The following is an 18952-nucleotide window of genomic DNA, read 5'->3' on the forward strand; positions in this document are numbered from 1 at the left end:
TAGTGCGTCCGGTTCGCTCAGCGCCGTGCCAGCGCGATGTCGACCTCGAAGCTGCGGTGCCAGGGCAGCGCGACCGAGGCGACCGTCCAGGCGTCTTCACCGGCGAGCAGATCGTCCAGGCGGCTCTGGAGCTCCGCGCCGATGCGGTGGAGGGCTCGGGCTTCGGTGTCGTCGTCGACCGGACCGACCGTGCCGCCGAAGACACTCTCGTGCAGGGCCGGGCGGATGCCGCTTTGGTACGCATGGTCGTCGAGGATCCGGGTGAGCAGCGCCTCTCGGAGAGCACGCGGGTCGGCGGTGCCGTCTCGGCGGCCGACCCACCAGGCCGTCGCCGCGGCGACGGCGCCGCCGATCGCGTTGCCGGCCGTGTTCCAGCCGCCGTAGGAGGTCAGCCGCAGCAGCAGCCCCTCCGCGGCGAGTCGGTCGACGAGCGCCGGATCGCTGCCGTTGCTGTAGCGGACATCGGCGAGCGCCACGATGGCACCGGACGCGAGCGCGTCGCGCACTGCCGACACGGTCGCCTCGACGGCCGCCGGATCGGAGCGCGGCACACGGCCGAAGCAGTCGCCGTGTTCGGGATCGGGTGCGTGTGCGACGAGCACGGCGTCGACCGTGCTGTCGTCATCCGCGACGATGCCGCCGGCGGCGACGATCTGTCGCACGAGGCTGTCGTGCACGGGGGCGTTCTCGAAGTTCGGGATGCGGGTGAGGCCGTCGTCCTCGCCGCAGGCGATCCGCCACGTCGGGCGGTCGCCGCCGGCGGCGACGAGCGCGCGGGCGACGAGGACGGCGCCCACCTCGTCGGCGCCGGGATACATCATCACCTCACCGCCGCGCGGCAGGGCGCGCGCCCAGTGACGCAGCCAGACCTGTTCGGCCGATCCGGCCGAGAAGGCGGCGGTGTCGTCGGCGGTCACCGCGAGGGCATCGATGACGCCCTCCTCGTGCAGACCGAGCGCGGAGAGATTGATGATGTGGTTGCGCAGGCGTCGACGCTCGAAATCGCTCTGCTCGGCGCGCGGGACCGCCGCGGCAGGAACCTGCGGAGGTTCGCCCGGGAGCAGATCGGCTTCCAGCGCGTGATGGAGCGCGCCGCCGAGGGCGTGCAGCGCGCGTCCGTAGGCGCTCCAGTACTCGGGCTCTTCGACCGCCGAGTATGAGTCGCTGGCGCGCATGACCAGGGATGCCGCGGTGATCACGAGCGCGGGGTGGTCGGCGGCGGCGCGGAGCTCGTGGAGCTCTCGGAGCAGGTCGAGGCGGTCCAGCGCGATGCGCGGCGAGTCTGCCGTGATGCGGGCGGGGATGATGCCACCGTGCACGAGCGTGTCGATGCAGACGACGAGGTGGTCCACGCCGTCGCCTCCCGCCGAAGCGGCTGCCACCTCGCGAAGCCAGCCGTGCAGCGCGTCCACGTCGGCCGGCGTTCGGAACCTGGGCAGCGCGTCGACGGGCGGGATCAGCAGGTCGACGCCCGCGATGGCGGCGACCTGGCGGGGCAGCTGGATGTTGACCGGTCGTTCGTCGAGCGGAACGAGGGCGATTCGCATGCGGTGGGTCCTGCTTCCTCAGCGCGAACGATGGATCTGGAGCTCGTAGTGGTAGCGATCGCCGCGGTAGGTCGACTCGGCGTACTCGATCGCACGGTCCTGCGCGTCGAAGCTGGTTCGGGTCACGAAGAAGCAGGGCGAGAACGCCGGTGCCTGCAGGATGTCGGCCTGTTCGGGGTCGAGGACGCTCGCCTGGATGCTCTGCTCGGCCCACTCGATCCGCATGCCGTACTGCTGCTCCAGGATCCGGTAGAGCGAGTCGTTCCCGACGTTCTGGATCAGCCCGGGGAAGAACGACGGGTTGAGGTAGGAGTCCTCGAGGGCCATGGGCTCCCCGTCTGCCGTCCGCGCGCGGCGGATGTGGAAGACATCCTCGGACGGGCTCATGCGAAGCCGCGCGCCCAGGCGTGCTCCCGCCGGGATCGTCTCGGTCACGAGCACCGACGAGCCCGGCTCGAGTCCCCGCGCGCGCATGTCCTCGCTGAACGAGGTCAGCTCGACGGATTTGGCGATCCGGGGTGCGGCGACGAACGTGCCGGCGCCCTGGACGCGGTAGACCAGCCCGTCGTGCTCCAGCCGGTCGAGCGCACGGCGGACGGTGAGTCGGCTGACGTCGAACTCCGTCGCCAGGTCGCGCTCGGTGGGCAGACGGGAATGGGGCTCGAGCCCTTGCCCGATCACCTCGACGAGGTGCTGTCGTAGGCGTTCGGACTTGCTGTGCTGCGCGTCGGTCATCGTGCTCCCGCGGATCCTCGGCAGGGGGGACATCCGCTGCCGTGTGCGAATTGGATATAACCATTGCACAGAACGGTGGCGCCTGTCGAGGTGCCAAAACGCGATCTTTGGAGAAATCTCTTGACACGCTCCGAAAAAATGGAGTACACCAATTCCTACCGAGCTTCACCACCCGAACCCACGCACCTCGAAGGAACACCATGGAAATGACCACCACGGGACGGCGGGTCCTCACCCGCGCCGTCGCGCTCTCCGGCGTCCTCGCGGCGTCCGTCGCTCTGGGAGGCTGCGCGGCGGCCGCGCCCTCCGGCCCGACCACGATCACCTTCTCCTATCTGTGGGGCGGAGAGGAGGCGAAGGCGCTGGAGAAGATCATCGCCGACTTCAACGCCAGCCAGTCCGACATCAAGGTCGTCGGTGTCTCAAGCCCCGACGCGCAGAAGCAGCTCACCTCGATGTCCTCCAGCAACGGCAGCTTCGACATCTCCGACAACTTCGGCAACACCGTCGGCTCGTGGGCCTCCAAGGGGATCCTCGCGCCCCTGGACGACTACCTCGCGGCGGAGAAGGTCGACACGTCCGCGTTCGCGCCGGCATCCATGGAGCAGATGACCTTCGACGGCAAGATCTACGCGCTCCCGATCGCGGTGCACACCCAGCAGCTCATGTACAACAAGGACCTCCTCGACAAGGCGGGTGTGAAGCCGCCCACGACCATGGATGAGCTCGCGGATGCCGTGAAGAAGCTGACGGTCGTCGACGGAAGCGGGGCGATCACGCAGATCGGGCTCGGCAACCCCTCGGCATCCACTCTGTTCACGACCCTCGGCTACGCCTTCGGTGGCACCTGGGACGGCGCCGACGGCAAGACTCCCACCCCCGACGACCCCAAGAACGTCGCGGCCCTCGACTGGTACACCACGACACTGACCGACACGTTCGGTGCCGACAAGATCGCGACCTTCGCGTCGGGTCTCGGCCAGTACATGTCCGCGCAGGATCCCTTCTACACGGGCAAGCAGGCGATGGTCGTCGACGGCGAATGGCAGGCGGTGAACATCCCCAAGGTCGCCCCGAACCTCAACTGGGGCGTGATCGACATCCCGGCGGCCACCCCCGCGCTCGCCGGGACCACGCAGGTCACGACCAGCACGCTGTTCATCCCGAGCAACTCGAAGCACAAGGCCGAGGCGGCGAAGTTCCTCGCGTACATGGTGCAGGACAAGCCGATGGTCGATTTCACGCTCGCCCTCGGCAACCTGCCCTCCAAGACCACCCTGCTGGACGACCCCGCCTACGCCGAGATCCCCCACTTCGACTCGTGGTTGAAGGCGCTCGCGAGCCCCAACGCGAAGTCGCTCGCGAGCCAGCCGTACAGCGCGCAGTACTCCACCGACCTGGCGACGGCCTTCGACGACATCGTCCGCGGCGTCGCCGGCCCCGATGAGGCGCTGGCCTCCGTCGCCGGCAAGGTCTCCTCGTACTGATGGCACCGACCGCCCCCCGCGGCGCGCGACGCCAGACCCTTCTGGGTCTGGCGTTCGCGTCGCCGTTCCTCATCGGCGCCGCTGTCTTCATCGTGTGGCCCGTGGTGGCCTCGGCGGTGTACAGCTTCACCGACTTCAACCTCTTCCAGCCGCCCTCGTGGGTCGGGCTGGACAACTACGCCCAGATGATGCGGGACGACACCTTCTGGAAGGCGTTGGCCAACACGCTGTTCCTCGCGGTCTTGGGCGTGCCGCTCACGATCCTCATCTCCATCGGTGGCGCCCACCTGCTGAACCTCCCGGTGCGCGGTCAGCCGCTCTACCGCGCCCTGGTCTATCTGCCGACGATCGTGCCGATCGTGGTCGGCGGTTACCTGTGGCGGTGGCTGTTGAACACCCAGTACGGATTCGTCAACTACTTCCTCGGGCTGCTGCATCTGCCGCAGCCGGAGTGGCTCGAGCAGCCCCAGTGGGGGAAACCGGCGATCGTGTTGATGTGTCTCTGGACCATCGGAGGCACGATGATCATCTACCTCGCGGCGATCAAGGACGTGCCCTCCGAGCTCTACGAGGCCGCCGAGCTCGACGGCGCAGGCTGGTTCGCCCGGTTCCGCTACGTCACGTGGCCGACCATTTCTCCCGTCACGCTCTTCCAGATCATCGTGACCGTGATCGCCTACCTCCAGATCTTCACGCAGCCGTATCTGCTCACCCAGACGCGACTGAACGAGGCGAGCGGGGGACCTGGCCAATCGATGATCAGCTACGCGATGTACCTGTACCAGAACGCCTTCGTCTTCTTGAAGATGGGCTACGCGTCGGCGATGGCCTGGGTGCTGTTCCTGCTCACTCTCGCGATCACGCTCGTCCTGCTGTGGTCCTCGAAGAAATGGGTCCACTATGGCTCTGACCGCGACTGACCCGCGGCAGGCGGGCGCCTCCCGTCGGCGGACGACGGCACGCCGCGCCGCGCGCACCACCGCCCGATACCTCGTGATCTGGCTGCTCGTGCTGGCGTTCGTCTTCCCGTTCCTGTCGATGCTGAGCACCGCGTTCAAGCTGCCCGACGACATCTTCAGTGCGCCCCCGTCGCTGTGGCCCACCGAATGGACGCTGCAGAACTTCGTCGCGGTGTTCGAAGAGATCCCGTTCTGGCAGTACCTGCTGAACACGATCGTGATCGCGGGCCTGTCCGTGCTGGGCATGCTCATCGCCTCGCCGCTGGTGGCCTACTCGCTGTCGAAGATCGGATGGCGCGGTCAGCGGCCGCTGCTCGTGATCGTCATGGCGACGATGATGCTGCCGCCGCAGGTGACCATGATCCCGCTGTTCCTGATGTGGAACGCTCTCGGAGCGACGAACAGCATCATCCCGCTGGTCGCTCCGGCGTTCTTCGGCACGCCGTTCCTCATCTTCATGCTGCGCCAGTTCCTGACCTCGGTGCCCAACGAGCTGCTGCAGGCCGCGCGGATCGACGGGGCCTCCGAGCTGCGCATCTACTGGTCGATCGTTCTCCCGCAGGCACGACCCGCGCTCATCACCGCCGCGATCTTCCAGTTCGTCTGGGCATGGACCGACTTCCTCAATCCGCTCATCTATCTCAACGACGCGAGCAAATACACGCTGTCCATCGGTCTGTACTCGTTCTTCGGCGAGCGGAACCTGGAGTGGGGTCCGCTGATGGCGGCATCCGTTCTGTTCACCCTTCCCGCGCTGGTGCTGTTCGTCGTCTTCCAGCGCTACTTCGTAGGAGGTGTCGGTGCCGGTGCACTCAAGTGAAGACGCCGTCGTCGCGGTCAAGGGGAGACTGATCGTCTCGTGTCAGGCATCGAACGGATCTCCGCTGCGTCACACGCCGACGATCGCGCGGCTGGCCGCCAGTGCGCTGCGCGGGGGCGCCGCCGCGCTGCGCGTCAACGGCGTGCACGACATCTCCGCTGTGCGAGAGTCGACGCACGTCCCGATCATCGGGCTCGACAAGCGAATGGGGGTGCGCCGGAACGTGATCACGCAGACCGATGAGCAGGTCGTCGCGCTCGTTGATGCCGGGGCCGACATAGTCGCGGTGGATGCCACCCTCGAAGTCGTGGCGGACGTCGCGGCGCGCGTGCGCAGCGCGATCACGCACGCGCGCGTCGCGGTGATGGCGGATGTGTCGACGTTCGACGAGGGGATGGCCGCGTGGGATGCCGGGGCCACCTTCGTCGGCACGACGCTGTCGGGCTACACGCCCTACTCGCCACAGCACCGTGGGCCCGACCTCGACCTCGTCGCCCGACTCGCGGCGCGCGGTGTTCGCGTGCTCGCGGAGGGCCGCTTCCAGACGCCCGCCGAGGTGGCCGCGGCTTTCGACGCCGGCGCCCACGCCGTCGTCGTGGGGGGAGCGATCACCGATCCCATCGCCATCACGCGCCGCTTCGTCGCGGTGACCCCTGGAGCGCGATGAGCGTCCGGGAGGAGAGCGCACGGGCCGTCGTCGCCGTCGACATCGGCGGCACCAAGATCGCGGCCGCCCTCGTGCGCGAAGGCGGGCAGATCGGCCACCGCGTCCAGCGGCCGACCCCGGCAGCGAAGGGGGCGGCAGCCATCCTCGATGCGGCGGCCGCGCTCGTGCGCGAGGTGATCGAGGCGGCCGGTCCGGTCGCCGCGGTCGGCGTCGGCAGCGCAGGGGCTCTCGATGAGGACGGCGTCGTCACGCACGCTACCGATCATCTCGCCGGGTGGCGCGGCACTCCCGTGGCCGCAGGACTCGTCGCACGGCTCGGTGTCCCGGTCGTCGTCGTCAACGACGTGCACGCGGCCGCGCTCGGGGAGCTCGCCCTGGGCTCCGACCGGGACCGCTTCGTCTTCGTCGCGGTGGGGACGGGCATCGGAGGAGCCGTCGTGTCCGAGGGTGCGCTGCTGCGCGGCGCATCCGGGATGGCCGGATCTATCGGGCATCTGCGCGCGGCCACGATGCGCGGACGTGTGTGCTCGTGCGGAGGACGCGACCACATCGAGGCGTTCGCGAGCGGGCCGGGTATCGAGCGCTCGTTCGCGGAGCGCTCGGGAGTCGCCGCACCGCTGCGCGAGATCGCTCGACGTGCGCGGGAGGGCGACACGGTGGCCGCCCAGGTGATCGCAGCGGCTGCGGGGGAGCTGGGCGCGTCACTGGCTCCGGTGATCACCACCGTCGATCCGGGCGTCGTGCTGCTCGGCGGGGGCGTCTCCGCGCTCGGAACCGCTCTGGTCGCGCCCCTCGCGGAGGGCCTGCGAACTGAACTTCGTGCCCCGTTCGTCGATGTGCGGATCGAGATCGCCCGCGCCGGGACGGATGCCGCTCTCCTCGGCGCCGCGTGGCTCGCCGCTCAGACGAGGGCGGCGATGGCCGCGCGGATCGCGTCGTCGTCGCGCCCGTCCGCGCTGTTGTCGTAGAGCGCGTGGTGGGCTCCGCGCCACCGGCATTCGGCGGCCTGGGCGCTCGCCCAGAACTCGTCCCAGTGGGCCAGCTTCCAGGTGTCGCGCTGGTAGCCCCGACCGGCGACGCGATCGCGCACCCGCGCGCCGTCGACGCTCACGTGCACGACGGTGATGCGGGTGTCGGCGGGCCAGTCGTGGGCGAGCGCGGCGCGCTCGAGGTAGTCCGGCTGGGGGAAGTACCTGACGAACGGGGCGTCGAGCACCACCGGCGTCCCGAGCCGGAGGTTGTCGCCGGCGAGGCGCAGCAGGGTCTGATACTCCAGATCCATCACGACCTGCTGGTAGTACGCGTTGTTGTCGCGCTCGTGGGGATCGCTGCCGTGAGCCACCAGGAGCGCCTCGGTGAACAGGGTCGCGACGCTGTCCTTGTCCAGGTAGGCGGCGCCGAGCTGGCGTGCGATGAGCGTGCTGACGGTCGATTTCCCGCTGCCGGCGGGACCGATCACGAAGAAGAGATGCGAAGTCATGTGACTCTCCAGGGCGGTGGCGAGGGGCGTCGCCGCCCCTCGCCGCGGGCTCAGGCGGTGCGGCCGGAGCGGTCCTTCACGAAGAAACCGTAGGACAGCGCCCCGACCAGCAGCAGCACCCCGCCGATGAGGAAGACGAGCGTGTAGTTGCCGCCCGTCGCGGTCAGGATCGCACCGGTGACCACGGGAGCCACGGCGGCGCCGACGAACCCGCCGAAGTTCTGGATCGCGCCGAGGGAGGCGACCTGGTTGGAGGGTGCGACGTCGGAGGCCAGGGTCCACAGGCAGCCGATCGGCACCTGCGAGGCGAAGTAGCCGATCGAGAGCAGGGTGATCGCGAGGGGCGTGTTGTCCACGTAGGCCACCGGCAGCACCGCCGCGGCCGCGAGCACCGCGCCGCCGACGATGGGGATCTTGCGCGCGCGCACCGTGTTGACGCCGCGCGAGACGAGGCGGTTGGAGAGCCAGCCGCCGAAGACGACGCCGATGATGCCGCAGAGGAAGGGGAGGGAGGCGAGCCAGCCGCTCTGGGCCAGGCTGAAGCCGCGGGCCGTCTGCAGGTAGCTGGGCAGCCACGTCAGGTACACCCAGACGGTGTAGAAGATGCCGAAGGCGCCGAGCACCATGAACCACGTGTTGCGCTGCTGGAGCAGCCGGCCCCAGCCCACCTTCGGCGCGGTCGAGGCGATCGCCTCCTGCGCCTGGGCGCCCTTGATCAGCGCCTGCTCGCTCAGCGTGGGGTCGCGGTAGATGCGGAGCCACACCAGAGCGACGACGATCCCGAGGGCGCCGACGATCACGAACATGCCGCGCCAGCTCATCGTGAGCAGCAGGAAGGTCAGCAGCGGCGGGGCGATGGCGTTGGCGATCTGCGAGCCGGTGTTGACGAGGGCGACCGGCAGAGCGCGTTCGCGCTTGTTGAACCAGCGCTCGTTGACCTTCAGGGCCGAGGTGAAGAACGGCGACTCGGTGATGCCGAGGGCGACCCGCAGCGCGTAGAGCACGCCGAAGGAGTTCGCGGCCGCAGTGACCATCGACACCAGCGACCAGGCTCCCGCGGCGAAGGCGAACATCCGCTTCGGCCCGAACTTGTCGACCAGGTAGCCCGCGGGGAGGTTCGCGATCGCGTAGGGCCACGAGAACGCCGACAGGAGCAGGCCCATCTCGAAGGCGTTGAGTCCGAACTCCCCGGCGATCGTGGTGTTGGCGACGCTCAGGGTCGAGCGGTCGAGGTAGTTCACCACACCGCCCAGGATGAGGAAGCCGACGAGGAACCAGCGGATCCGGACGGACCTCTTCTCCTGCGTGGTCAGAAGCGGTGTCTCCGCGAGGGTGTCGGTCATCGTGTGCACTCCTTTGTGGTGGGCGGTTCGGGGGTTGTCGTGGTCGGGAAGGGGAGGGGGACGGGCGGCGTCGCCCGCGCGGGAAGGGCCCGCGGGGACGGGTCAGTGGCGCGCGTCGCGGATCGCGTCGAGGAAGTCGGTCGCGGCCCGGGTCACCCGCAGGTAGTCGCCGTCGGCTCGCGCCGCCTTGGTGACGGCCGAGCCGACGCCCACGGCGAGGGCTCCGGCGTCGAACCAGTCGCCGACGTTGTGCACCGTCGCGCCGCCGGCCGGCAGCACCGGGGTCTGCGGCAGGGGCGCCAGGACCGTGCGGAGGTAGTCGGGGCCGGCGATCTCGGTGGGGAACAGCTTGACGATGTCGGCGCCGCTCTCCATCGTCTGGACGAACTCCGTCGGCGTGAAGGCGCCGCTGATCGTGGCGACCTGGTAGCGGTTCGCCAGGCGGATCATCTGCGGGTTGAGGTTGGGGCTCACGAGCAGCCGGGCTCCGGCGGTGATGGCCGTGAACGCCGCCTGCTCGTCGAGGACCGTTCCCGCCCCCACGGCGATGCCGTCGTCGGCGAACTCCTGCGACAGCGTGCGGATGACATCGAAGGCGCTCGGGACGGAGAGCGTCACCTCGAGTGCGCGGATGCCGCCGGCGACGGCTGCCCGCGCGACGGCGAGGGCCTCGTCCGCCGAGTCCAGGCGGATGATGAGCAGGGCGCCGGTGTCGGCGATGGCGTGGAGGACTTCGTGTTTGCGTAACATCGATGCACACGGTAGCACAAGAATTCACATGTAGTAACAATCTCGAACGTGCGTGTACCGCGGGCGGTCGCGGGACCGCCCTAGAATCAGACGACATGGCCAGCGATCCGCCCCTCATCCCCGAGCAGCGTCAGCACGAGCTGCTGCGGCTGCTGCGCGGCGCCGGTGCCCTCAGCATCCGCCATCTCGCCGAGCTCCTCGGCGTCTCGCACATGACGGTGCGCCGCGACATCGTCGTGCTCGAATCCGAGGGACGCGTCGTGTCGGTGCAGGGCGGCGTGCGCCTCACGGAGCGCGCCGGCACCGAGACGCCCCGGGAGCGCACCTCGCGCGCCGTGCTCGAGCTTCCCCGCAAGAAGGCCATCGCCGGCGAGGCGGCCGCGTTGGTCGTCGACGACAGCGTGGTCTTCCTGGATGCCGGGACCACCTGCGAGGCGCTCGTGCCGCATCTGGCGCTGCGCAGCGGGGTCACCGTCGTCACCAACGACTTCTTCGCCATCGCGACGCTGCGCGACTACCCCTCGATCCAGACCATCCACACCGGCGGCACCGTCGATGCCGCCAGCGGATCCGCGACGGGCCCGCTGGCCGCCGCGACCCTCGGCGCGCTCGCCGTCGACGTCGCCTTCCTCAGCACGGGCGCGTGGGACACGACCCACGGCGTCACGACCCCGGAGCTGGACAAGGTCACCCTCAAGCGCGCCGTGCTCGACGCCGCCTCGGTGTGCGTGCTCGTCGCGGACAGCACCAAGTACGGTGCGAGCGAGCGATTCAAGGTCGCGCCGCTGGATGCCTTCGACGTCGTCGTCACCGATGACGAACTCGACGAGGTGGCGGCCGCGGAGCTTCGTGAGCGCGGCGTCGAGGTGCGGCTGGCGCCGATGGCGGCGCCGTGACGGCCCGCACGCGGCCGCGTGGGGAGCGCTCGCGCGCCCGCCGTGCCGGTCTGTGGGCGCTGGTCCGGCTGGGCGTCGCCACCGCCGCGGTCGGCGTTGCGACCGGAGTCGCCGTGCTCCTGCTGGTGTGGATCGTGCACACGGTCGAGCACCTCGTGTGGGGAAGCGCCGAAGGCCCCTTCCTCGACGGCCTCGCCCTTCCCTCGCCCTGGTGGCTCCCGATCGTCAGCCTGACCGCCGCGGGCGTCATCGCCGCCGGGGGCTGGTACCTGCTGCGCCGGTTCGGCCGGCGCATCGCGAGCGTCGAGGAGGGCGTCGCGGGCACGCGGATGCCGGTGTGGGAGACGCTCGCCGACACCGTCATCCAGGTGACCTCGGTCGGTCTGGGCGCCTCGATCGGCAAGGAGGTGGCGCCGCGGGAGCTGTCCGCGATGGCGGGCTCCACCCTCGTGCGGTGGTTCGGCATCGACGCGCGCTGGCGGACCATCCTCATCGCTTCGGCGGCCGGCGCGGGTCTCGCCGCCGTCTACAACGTCCCCCTCGCGGGCGCACTGTTCGCGATCGAGATCCTGCTGGCGCGGTTCAGCGCCGGGGCCGCCGTCGTCGCGCTGTCGGTGAGCGCCATCGCCACCTTCGTGGCCCGTCCGCTGGTGGCCGACGGATCGCTCTACCAGGTGGCGCCGGTGGAGGTGAACCCCTCGCTGCTGGTGGCGGCGCTGCTCATCGGCCCCCTCATGGGCTGGGGGGCGACCAGCTTCTCCGCGGTCACCGCACGACTGTCGCGCCGGCGACCCACCGGGTGGCGGCTGCTGCTCGTCCTCCCGCTGACGTTCGCGGCGGTGGGCGTCGTGGGCTCGTTCTTCCCCCTGCTGCTCGGCAACGGCCGGGCGCTGGCGACGGCCGGGTTCGATCTCACGCAGCCGGCGCTCCTGCTGCTCGCTCTGGCGGTCCTGAAGTACGTGGTCACGGCGATCTCGTTGGGCTCGGGTGCGATCGGCGGCACCCTGCAGCCGTCCGTCGCGATCGGTGCGTCGCTCGGCGCCGCGGCCGCGGCGGGGTGGGCGTTCATCTGGCCGGGCGCCGACGCGACCGCCCTGGCGATCGTGGCGGCGGGAGCCTTCCTCGCCGCCAACATGAGGGCGCCCTTCACGGCCATCGCGCTGATCATCGAGTTCACGGGCACCGGTTTCACCCTGCTGCTGCCCATCTTCCTGGCCGTCGCCGGCGCGCTCGCCGCGTCGCGACTCGTCGGCGGAGGCGGTCTGGGCCGCTTCGCGCCGATCGATCCGGGACGGGAGTGACTCCGCCCCCGGCGAGAGCTCTCAGCTCGACCAGGTCGACAGCATCCGATCGAGCCCGGCGATCAGCCGCGCGAAGCTCTGCTCCACGCTGACCGGCATCGCGAACCCGCCGCCGTTCTCCAGGGCGCAGAACCCGTGGAGCGCGGCGCGGAGCGCGCGGGTGGCGTCGACGAGCTGATCGTCGTCGGCGATGTCGTAGCCGCGCAACGTCGCCGAGACGACCTCCTGCACCTCGGCGGCGGCGCGCGCGTGCGCGTCGTCGCGGCTCTCGCCGGGCAGCGGCGCCCGCTGGGTCGCCGCGTAGCGTCCCGGATGCCGCAGCGCATACGACCGGTAGGTGCGGCAGAGCCGGTCGAGCGCCTCCGCCCGGGAGACGCCGACGGCCGACATCCGCAGTTCGTGTGCGAGCTCGCGGGTCGCCGCCGTCGCGACGGCGGTGCGCAGGACCTCGAGCGAGGCGACGTGCTTGTACAGGCTCGGGACCTTGACACCCGCCCTCGCCGCGACCTCCGCAAGGGTGAGCGCCTCGCTCCCGACGTCGTCGATCGCCTCGAGCGCGACGGCGACCACGGCGTCGGGGGTGAGTCCGGCCCTAGGCACCCGTCACCTCGCGGCAGAAGGCGACGAGCGCCGGGGTGACCCTCTCGGGATCCTCGGCCTGCGGGTAGTGCCCGGCCCCGTCGATCAGCTCCACGCGGGCGTTCAGGCGCTCGGCGACCCACGCCGCCTCCGCCGCGGGGTCGCGGAAGTCGGGATCGGCGGTTCCCATCACGACCAGTGTGGGGGCCGTGACCCGGGGCAGGCGTTCCTCCGCCGGGGTGTGGTCGGTCCGCGTGGTGCGCACGAAGGCCGCGGTCGCCCCCGGTCGCGTCATCGCCGCGCGGATGGTGTCGCGGTGCGCGGTGAAGTCGGCGGGGAGGCGGCCCGGGTAGAGCTGGGGGAGATAGGCCAGCCAGGCGCCGCGCGCCCACGGGCGCTGCATGAGCAGGCGGAAGAGCGCGGCGGCGACCGGGTTCGTCGGGGCGTTGCGGACGAACGGGCCGATCAGCGCGAGGGCGCGGACCGCCTCGGGCGACTCGGCGGCCGCCCACACCGCGGCGCCCGCCGCCATCGAGGTGCCGACGACGACCGCCGGGGCCCCCAGGTGCGCGATGAGCGCGAGCACGTCGCTTCCGGCGGCCGCATCGTCGTAGGCGGAGAACGTGGCGTCGGAGTCTCCGTGGCCGCGCAGGTCCATGACCGCCACGCGGAAGCCGGCGGCGCGGAGCGCGGGCACGGTGTAGCGGTACGCGGCGGCGATCTCGCCCATCCCGGGGACGCAGACGACCAGCGGTCCTTCTCCGGTGAGGCGGTAGGCGACGCGTCCCTCGGGGCGGCGCAGGTGATGGATGCCGAGTCGCGCGAACGCGGCGGCGGCGGTGTCGTTCGGGCTTGTTTCCATAGCCCTAAAGCTAATGACATTAGCCATACCTGTCAACCCCGCTCCGTCGACGGTCAGCGCACCTCCGCGTCGGTCGTGCCGAACAGTCCGTCGCCGTGCTCCACCAGCGCGTCGAACGCCTCGCCGTAGGTGGTGGGGATGACGGCGTCGCGGTTGAAGCGCGACATCAGCAGCCCCACCAGTCCGCGCGCGGGCGACGTGAGCGGCCGCCGTTTGTGCGTCGCGGTGGTCTGCTCGGCGACCGCCTCGGGGTTGGGCGGTCGCCACAGCGACGACGGCTGCGGCCACGTGTAGGGCTGGCGCGGCACCGTGAGATTGATCGCGTTGAAGACGGGGTTGGCCCCGGCATCCCTCGCGGTCAGCGGCCGGAGACCGTGGAGGCGGCAGAGCGTGTTGATCACCGAGCCGTGGTGCATCTCGTCGTGGATGACCGTTCCCGCGGCGGTGTAGGCGCTGACGACGATCGCCGGCACCCTCAGACCGAGTCGGTCGAAGCGGAAGCCCATCTCGCCGGGCTCGCCCGATCCGGGTGGAGCCGCGGCCGGCGGCGCCACATGGTCGAAGGTCCCTCCGTGCTCGTCGAAGGTGATGACCAGGGCCGTGTTCATCGCGTTCGAGCCGCCGCGGGTGCGGCTCGTGCGGATCGCGTCGTAGACGTCCTGGATGAGCTTGTCGCCCGCGCGCACATCCGACACGGCGCTGTTGTCGATCTCGAGGGTCGACCCGTCGTCGAGGGTCAGGGTGCCGTCGCGCAGCTCGCCCCAGGGCGGGTGCATGTCGTTGTGGTTGAAGATCATGCGGGGCTCGATGAACGAGTACGCGGGCAGCGTGCCCTGCGCGGCATCGGCGTAGAACTGGCGCATGTCCCGGAAGTGCGTCTTCCAGTACTGCTCCAGCACGGGCGCGTGCAGCATCCCGGTCAGCGACACGAGCTGCGTCGGGTCGTAGTACACCCGCCACGGGATGCCGGCCGCCTCCAGTCGGTTGAAGATCGTCGGTGTCGCCGGCGCCTCGATCCACTTCTCGTAGTCGTCGCCGTCGTGGTTCGTGACGAACCCGTGGGACGTCGACGCGTGGAAGAACGACCGGTTGCAGAAGGTCTGCGACGGCACGGCCGCGAACCACCCGTCGTACACCGCGAACTCGCGGGCGAGGGTCGAGAGCACCGGCAGCATCTCGGGGGCGAAGCCGCCCATCGCGACCGCCACCTCCTCGGCCGTGGGCTCCCGTCGCATGCTCAGCCGGAAGTTCACGATGTAGTCCGTGACGAACCCGCTGTTGGTCGGCTGCATGCCCGGCGGCGGCGCGTTGAACGGATCGGACAGCGGGTGCGTCCGCAGGTCCGCGTTGGACGGCGGGTCGATGACGTCGAACAGCTGCGTGTTCACGTGGGGGTAAGTCTCGCCCGGGTCGGGTTGCGGCTGCTGCATGATCGCGTCAGTGGAGCCGGCGTAGATGTGCGCCGGAACCGGCACGCCGTCGGGTCCCGCGTTGGCGTACGCGCCCTGCGCGATCCCGTCGAACTCGCCCGCCGACTTCTCCTGCGCGCTGTAGAGGTGTCCGAGCACGTTGTCGAAGCTGCGGTTCTCGAACATCACGACCACGACGTGATCGAAGCCGGGCGCGTGACGCGGGGCGAGCGGCGTGAACTCGGGCGGGTGCACCGTGGCGGCCGTCGTGACCGCCGCCGCCGCGGAGCCGCCGATCGCCAGCCCCGCCGCGCCGATCCCCGTGCGGCGCAGGAACTCGCGCCGGCTCGTCCCGGCATCCGGGCCCCGTCCGCCTTCCATCCCCCGATTGTAGGGAGGATGTCGGCTACTCTCTGCCCATGGCTCCAACTCTCCGCTTCGACGGCGCCGCCCGCTACGGGGCGGCCATCGTGCTGATGATGTTCGGGGTCTACCTCGGGGTCGCGACCGACTTCTCCGCGATCGTGCAGTCGGAGAGCTTCGCGGGGACGATCGCCACCGACATCCCCTTCCTGAACGCCGCGCAGTTCCTCCTCGTGCTCGGTGCGATCCTCACCGCGATCGTCTTACTGCCCACGTCGGGGTGGCGGCGCCTCGGGGCCTTCACGCTGGCCGCCGTCGTGCTGCTGCTGTGGGCCACCTTCGGGCTCCAGCGCGCCGGCGGGAACCTGGTCGAGCCGGCCGACGTCTGGCGCTTCGTCCTCAACCAGGCGATGGTGATGCTGATCGCCGGTGTCGGAGGCTGGCTGATCGCCCGGGGACGCCACCCCCTGTCGTGGATCGTGCTGGTCCTCGCGGTCATCCCCGCGCTGGTGACGCCGGTCATGACCCAGCACAGCTTCCCGAGCGGAGCGATCGCCCTGATCACGCAGGCGATGACCGCCGTGATCGGGTTCGGCGCGGTCTGGCTCGCGGCGGTGATCGACCGTGCCCAGGGCGGACGCACGCAGGCGGGGGCGGATGCCGCGGCATCCGCCCCCGCCTCCGACGCTCAGTCCTCGTCGGTCAGGTAGTCGGCGTAGGCCCCGAGCGTCAGGAACGTCGGGAAGTCCTCGCCCAGCGCGACATCGCGGAAGATGGCCGCCGCGTCGTCGAACCGGTCGCCACGGTCCTCGGCGGAGACGGGGCGCCGATCCACCTCGCCGAGCACCCGCTCGATGAGGCCCTCCACGTACTCGCGCGTGATGCGGGTGCCGTCGTCGGTGGTGCGGTCCTGGTGGATCCACTGCCACACCTGGCTGCGGCTGATCTCGGCGGTCGCGGCATCCTCCATGAGGTTGTCGATGGCGACGGCGCCGAGGCCCCGCAGCCACGCCTCGATGTAGCGGATCGCCACCGACACGTTGCCGTACACGCCCGCCGCCGTGACCGGCAGACCGATGTGCACGTCGATCAGCTGCGATGCCCGGACGTTCACCTCGGGCCGCTGGCGGTCGATCTGGTTCGGGCGCTCGCCGAGCACCGCATCGAACTCCGCCTGTGCCACCGGGATCAAGTCGGGGTGGGCCACCCACGTGCCGTCGAAGCCGTCGCCGGCCTCGCGCTTCTTGTCCGCGGCGACCTTCTCGAACGCCTGGGCGGTCACCTCGGGGTCGCGCCGGTTGGGGATGAAGGCGCTCATGCCGCCGATCGCGAAGGCCCCGCGCTTGTGGCACGTCTTCACGAGCAGTTCCGTGTAGGCCCGCATGAACGGCACCGTCATCGTCACCTGGCTGCGGTCGGGCAGCACGAAGCGCGCACCGCGGCCGCGGTAGTTCTTGATCATCGAGAAGATGTAGTCCCAGCGCCCGGCGTTCAGGCCCGCGACGTGATCGCGCAGCTCGAACAGGATCTCCTCCATCTCGAACGCGGCCGGCAGCGTCTCGATCAGCACCGTCGCGCGGATCGTGCCGTGCGGGATGCCGATGTACTCCTCGCTGAAGGTGAACACGTCGTCCCACAGCTTTGCCTCTTCGGCCGACTCGATCTTCGGCAGGTAGAAGTAGGGGCCCACGCCGTTGTCGATGAGGCGCTGCGCGTTGTGGAAGAAGTACAGGCCGTAGTCGACCAGCGAACCGGATGCCGCGAGGTCGCGGCCGGCGCGGTCGGTGTAGCGGATGTGCTTCTCCACCAGGTGCCAGCCGCGCGGGCGCATCACGATCGTGGGCGTGCGCTCGGCGGTGACGCGGTACTCCTTGCCCTCGGGGCTCGTGTACGACAGCTGCCCGCGGATCGCGTCGAACAGGGAGAGCTGACCCTCGATGACGTTGCGCCAGGTGGGGCTCGTGGCGTCCTCCTGGTCGGCCAGCCACACCTTCGCCCCCGAGTTGAGCGCGTTGATCGTCATCTTCGGGTCGGTCGGGCCGGTGATCTCGACACGGCGGTCCTCCAGGCCCGGGCCGGCGCCGGCGACCGTCCAGTCGGCGTCCTCGCGGATGTGGGCCGTGTCGGAGCGGAACTGCGGGTCGTGCCCGTTGCCGATCTCGAAGCGGCGCCGCATCCGGTCGGCGAGCCGGTCGTGGCGGCGGCCGGCGAAGCGGACGTGCAGCTCTGCGAGGAACGCGATCGCCGCGGGCGTGAGGATCTCGTCGTAGCGGTCGCGGATCGGTCCCGTGATGGTGATGGTCGATGCGGGCGCGGTGCCCGTGGCGGTGGGAGTCATGGCCCTGCTCTTTCTGTGTCGTGTGGGGTTGGGTGCTCAGTGGAACTGTTCGGCCTCAGTGGATCCCACCAGAGCCAGGGTCGCGCTGTCGGGGTTGAGCGCCGTGGAAACGACGTCGAAGTAGCCGGTGCCCGCCTCGCGCTGGTGCTTGGTGGCGGTGTAGCCGCGGGCCTCCGCGGCGAACTCGGCTTCCTGCAGCTCGACGTACGCGCTCATGGCGCGCTCGGCGTAGCCGGAGGCGAGATCGAACATCGAGTAGTTGAGGGCGTGGAAGCCCGCGAGGGTGATGAACTGGAACTTGTAACCCAGGTCGGCCAGCTCCTGCTGGAAGGTTGCGATCTGCTCGTCGCTGAGGTGACGCTTCCAGTTGAAGCTCGGCGAGCAGTTGTAGGCGAGCATCTTGCCGGGGAACCGCTCGTGGATCGCGCTCGCGAACGCGCGGGCCAGCTCGATGTCGGGCTCGCCCGTCTCCACCCACAGCAGGTCGGCGTAGGGGGCGAAGGCCAGGCCGCGGCTGATGACCGCCTCCAGGCCCGGGCGCACCCGGTAGAAGCCCTCGCTCGTGCGCTCGCCGGTCGTGAACTCCTGGTCGCGGGGGTCGACGTCGCTCGTGAGCAGATCGGCCGCCAGCGCGTCGGTGCGGGCGATGATGACGGTCGGCACGCCGGCGACGTCGGCGGCGAGCCGAGCCGCGTTCAGGGTGCGGATGTGCTGCTGCGTGGGCACCAGCACCTTGCCGCCGAGGTGGCCGCACTTCTTCTCGCTGGCGAGCTGGTCCTCCCAGTGGATGCCGGCGGCACCCGACTGGATGAGCGACTGCGCGAGCTCGTACGCGTTGAGCGGGCCGCCGAAGCCGGCCTCGGCATCCGCGACGATGGGCGCCAGCCAGTCCTGCGTGAGGGTGCCCTCGGTGTGCTCGATCTGGTCCTGGCGGATCAGCGCGTTGTTGATGCGGCGGACGACGGCGGGCACGGAGTTGGCCGGGTAGAGGCTCTGGTCTGGGTAGGTCTGCCCGGCGAGGTTGCCGTCGGCGGCGACCTGCCAGCCGGAGAGGTAGATGGCCTTCAGGCCCGCGCGCACCTGCTGCACCGCCTGACCGCCGGTGTACGCGCCGAGCGCCCGGATGTAGTCCTCGGTGTGCAGGAGGTTCCAGAGGTTCTCCGCGCCGCGGCGGGCGAGGGTGTTCTCCTCGCGGACGCTGCCGCGCAGGCGGACGACGTCCTCCGCGGTGTAGGTGCGCTCGACGCCGTCCCAGCGCGGGTCGGTGTCCCAGATCTCCTGCAGCTCGGCGGCGGTCTGCGTCTGGTCGCCCGCGCGGAGGGGCGGCTGACCGGGGGTGGCCTGGATCGTCATGGTGCTCTCCTTCATCGGATGCCGGGGCGGGGCCGGCGGTGGCTCGTGTCTCCACTGTGGGTG

Annotated in this window: 18 protein-coding genes; 8 read left to right on the forward strand and 10 right to left on the reverse strand. The window is 70.3% G+C overall.

Annotated features, from left to right (window positions below; translation table 11 throughout):
- Positions 1-17: 17 nt before the first annotated feature.
- Both L0965_RS03850 and L0965_RS03855 read right to left on the reverse strand, forming a co-directional pair.
- Positions 18-1547: a DUF4127 family protein gene (locus L0965_RS03850; RefSeq protein WP_101305730.1), complete on the reverse strand. Its 1530-nt coding sequence runs from the start codon at positions 1545-1547 to the stop codon at positions 18-20.
- Between the two features lie 18 nt (positions 1548-1565).
- A complete protein-coding gene (locus L0965_RS03855; RefSeq protein ID WP_198553676.1) occupies positions 1566-2282 on the reverse strand; it encodes a GntR family transcriptional regulator in 717 nt (238 codons plus the stop codon).
- A 200-nt stretch (positions 2283-2482) separates the two neighbouring features.
- Here L0965_RS03855 and L0965_RS03860 point away from each other — a divergent pair, with 200 nt between their 5' ends.
- From L0965_RS03860 to L0965_RS03880, 5 genes are read left to right on the forward strand one after another with little or no spacing between them, the layout of a single operon-like run.
- Positions 2483-3769, forward strand: a complete 1287-nt coding sequence (locus tag L0965_RS03860) for an ABC transporter substrate-binding protein (RefSeq protein ID WP_101305732.1) — start codon at positions 2483-2485, stop codon at positions 3767-3769.
- A complete protein-coding gene (locus tag L0965_RS03865; RefSeq protein WP_232783994.1) occupies positions 3769-4689 on the forward strand; it encodes a carbohydrate ABC transporter permease in 921 nt (306 codons plus the stop codon). Before L0965_RS03860 ends, L0965_RS03865 begins: the two co-directional genes overlap by 1 nt.
- Entirely contained in the window at positions 4670-5548 is an 879-nt protein-coding gene (locus tag L0965_RS03870) for a carbohydrate ABC transporter permease (RefSeq protein ID WP_101305733.1), read from the forward strand. Before L0965_RS03865 ends, L0965_RS03870 begins: the two co-directional genes overlap by 20 nt.
- Positions 5529-6215 carry an N-acetylmannosamine-6-phosphate 2-epimerase gene (locus tag L0965_RS03875; RefSeq protein ID WP_232783995.1) on the forward strand — a complete coding sequence of 229 codons (687 nt, stop codon included), beginning with the start codon at positions 5529-5531 and terminating at the stop codon, positions 6213-6215. Before L0965_RS03870 ends, L0965_RS03875 begins: the two co-directional genes overlap by 20 nt.
- Positions 6212-7183, forward strand: coding sequence for an ROK family protein (locus tag L0965_RS03880; RefSeq protein ID WP_101305734.1), 972 nt, complete (start codon positions 6212-6214; stop codon positions 7181-7183). Before L0965_RS03875 ends, L0965_RS03880 begins: the two co-directional genes overlap by 4 nt.
- Here the strand turns inward: L0965_RS03880 and L0965_RS03885 are convergent.
- The 3 genes from L0965_RS03885 to L0965_RS03895 form a co-directional block, all read right to left on the reverse strand.
- Positions 7117-7695 carry an ATP-binding protein gene (locus L0965_RS03885; protein WP_060960384.1) on the reverse strand — a complete coding sequence of 193 codons (579 nt, stop codon included), beginning with the start codon at positions 7693-7695 and terminating at the stop codon, positions 7117-7119. The genes L0965_RS03880 and L0965_RS03885 overlap by 67 nt on opposite strands.
- 50 nt (positions 7696-7745) lie before the next feature.
- On the reverse strand, positions 7746-9038 hold the full coding sequence (locus L0965_RS03890) for an MFS transporter (protein WP_060960401.1): 1293 nt from the start codon (positions 9036-9038) through the stop codon (positions 7746-7748).
- Between the two features lie 102 nt (positions 9039-9140).
- The gene (locus L0965_RS03895) at positions 9141-9788 is read right to left on the reverse strand and encodes a bifunctional 4-hydroxy-2-oxoglutarate aldolase/2-dehydro-3-deoxy-phosphogluconate aldolase (protein WP_060960385.1); all 648 of its coding nucleotides are present in this window, start codon (positions 9786-9788) and stop codon (positions 9141-9143) included.
- A gap of 95 nt (positions 9789-9883) precedes the next feature.
- Between L0965_RS03895 and L0965_RS03900 the strand changes: the two genes are divergently transcribed.
- Both L0965_RS03900 and L0965_RS03905 read left to right on the forward strand, forming a co-directional pair.
- Positions 9884-10684 (forward strand): DeoR/GlpR family DNA-binding transcription regulator, encoded by an 801-nt coding sequence (locus tag L0965_RS03900; protein WP_061782311.1) that lies wholly within the window; start codon positions 9884-9886, stop codon positions 10682-10684.
- Positions 10681-11985 carry a chloride channel protein gene (locus L0965_RS03905; protein WP_101305735.1) on the forward strand — a complete coding sequence of 435 codons (1305 nt, stop codon included), beginning with the start codon at positions 10681-10683 and terminating at the stop codon, positions 11983-11985. Before L0965_RS03900 ends, L0965_RS03905 begins: the two co-directional genes overlap by 4 nt.
- A gap of 21 nt (positions 11986-12006) precedes the next feature.
- Here the strand turns inward: L0965_RS03905 and L0965_RS16710 are convergent, their stop codons facing one another.
- From L0965_RS16710 to L0965_RS03920, 3 genes are read right to left on the reverse strand one after another with little or no spacing between them, the layout of a single operon-like run.
- Entirely contained in the window at positions 12007-12585 is a 579-nt protein-coding gene (locus tag L0965_RS16710; protein ID WP_101305736.1) for a TetR/AcrR family transcriptional regulator, read from the reverse strand.
- Positions 12578-13426, reverse strand: coding sequence for an alpha/beta fold hydrolase (locus tag L0965_RS03915; RefSeq protein ID WP_101305737.1), 849 nt, complete (start codon positions 13424-13426; stop codon positions 12578-12580). The genes L0965_RS16710 and L0965_RS03915 overlap by 8 nt, the downstream gene beginning before the upstream one ends.
- Before the next feature lie 53 nt (positions 13427-13479).
- Positions 13480-15216 carry an alkaline phosphatase family protein gene (locus tag L0965_RS03920; protein ID WP_101305738.1) on the reverse strand — a complete coding sequence of 579 codons (1737 nt, stop codon included), beginning with the start codon at positions 15214-15216 and terminating at the stop codon, positions 13480-13482.
- A 38-nt stretch (positions 15217-15254) separates the two neighbouring features.
- Here L0965_RS03920 and L0965_RS03925 point away from each other — a divergent pair, with 38 nt between their 5' ends.
- On the forward strand, positions 15255-15908 hold the full coding sequence (locus tag L0965_RS03925) for a hypothetical protein (RefSeq protein WP_101305739.1): 654 nt from the start codon (positions 15255-15257) through the stop codon (positions 15906-15908).
- On the opposite strand, the gene aceB is transcribed toward L0965_RS03925, so the two are convergent.
- Entirely contained in the window at positions 15887-17536 is a 1650-nt protein-coding gene (aceB, locus tag L0965_RS03930) for a malate synthase A (protein WP_060960391.1), read from the reverse strand. The two genes, L0965_RS03925 and aceB, sit on opposite strands and share 22 nt — an antisense overlap.
- A gap of 36 nt (positions 17537-17572) precedes the next feature.
- Positions 17573-18889: an isocitrate lyase gene (gene aceA, locus L0965_RS03935; protein ID WP_060960402.1), complete on the reverse strand. Its 1317-nt coding sequence runs from the start codon at positions 18887-18889 to the stop codon at positions 17573-17575.
- Between the last annotated feature and the right edge of the window lie 63 nt (positions 18890-18952).

Origin of the sequence: Microbacterium sp. NFH-22A-Y (assembly GCF_021401375.1) — a bacterium.
Classification (GTDB): domain Bacteria; phylum Actinomycetota; class Actinomycetes; order Actinomycetales; family Microbacteriaceae; genus Microbacterium; species Microbacterium hominis.

Bases quoted from the DNA above. Each gene is read 5' to 3' on its own strand.
- L0965_RS03850 (WP_101305730.1), bottom strand. From the start codon at position 1,547: ATGCGAATCGCCCTCGTTCCGCTCGACGAACGACCGGTCAACATCCAG.
- L0965_RS03855 (WP_198553676.1), bottom strand. From the start codon at position 2,282: ATGACCGACGCGCAGCACAGCAAGTCCGAACGCCTACGACAGCACCTC.
- L0965_RS03860 (WP_101305732.1), top strand. From the start codon at position 2,483: ATGGAAATGACCACCACGGGACGGCGGGTCCTCACCCGCGCCGTCGCG.
- L0965_RS03865 (WP_232783994.1), top strand. From the start codon at position 3,769: ATGGCACCGACCGCCCCCCGCGGCGCGCGACGCCAGACCCTTCTGGGT.
- L0965_RS03870 (WP_101305733.1), top strand. From the start codon at position 4,670: ATGGCTCTGACCGCGACTGACCCGCGGCAGGCGGGCGCCTCCCGTCGG.
- L0965_RS03880 (WP_101305734.1), top strand. From the start codon at position 6,212: ATGAGCGTCCGGGAGGAGAGCGCACGGGCCGTCGTCGCCGTCGACATC.
- L0965_RS03885 (WP_060960384.1), bottom strand. From the start codon at position 7,695: ATGACTTCGCATCTCTTCTTCGTGATCGGTCCCGCCGGCAGCGGGAAA.
- L0965_RS03890 (WP_060960401.1), bottom strand. From the start codon at position 9,038: ATGACCGACACCCTCGCGGAGACACCGCTTCTGACCACGCAGGAGAAG.
- L0965_RS03895 (WP_060960385.1), bottom strand. From the start codon at position 9,788: ATGTTACGCAAACACGAAGTCCTCCACGCCATCGCCGACACCGGCGCC.
- L0965_RS03900 (WP_061782311.1), top strand. From the start codon at position 9,884: ATGGCCAGCGATCCGCCCCTCATCCCCGAGCAGCGTCAGCACGAGCTG.
- L0965_RS03915 (WP_101305737.1), bottom strand. From the start codon at position 13,426: ATGGAAACAAGCCCGAACGACACCGCCGCCGCCGCGTTCGCGCGACTC.
- L0965_RS03920 (WP_101305738.1), bottom strand. From the start codon at position 15,216: ATGGAAGGCGGACGGGGCCCGGATGCCGGGACGAGCCGGCGCGAGTTC.
- L0965_RS03925 (WP_101305739.1), top strand. From the start codon at position 15,255: ATGGCTCCAACTCTCCGCTTCGACGGCGCCGCCCGCTACGGGGCGGCC.
- aceB (WP_060960391.1), bottom strand. From the start codon at position 17,536: ATGACTCCCACCGCCACGGGCACCGCGCCCGCATCGACCATCACCATC.
- aceA (WP_060960402.1), bottom strand. From the start codon at position 18,889: ATGACGATCCAGGCCACCCCCGGTCAGCCGCCCCTCCGCGCGGGCGAC.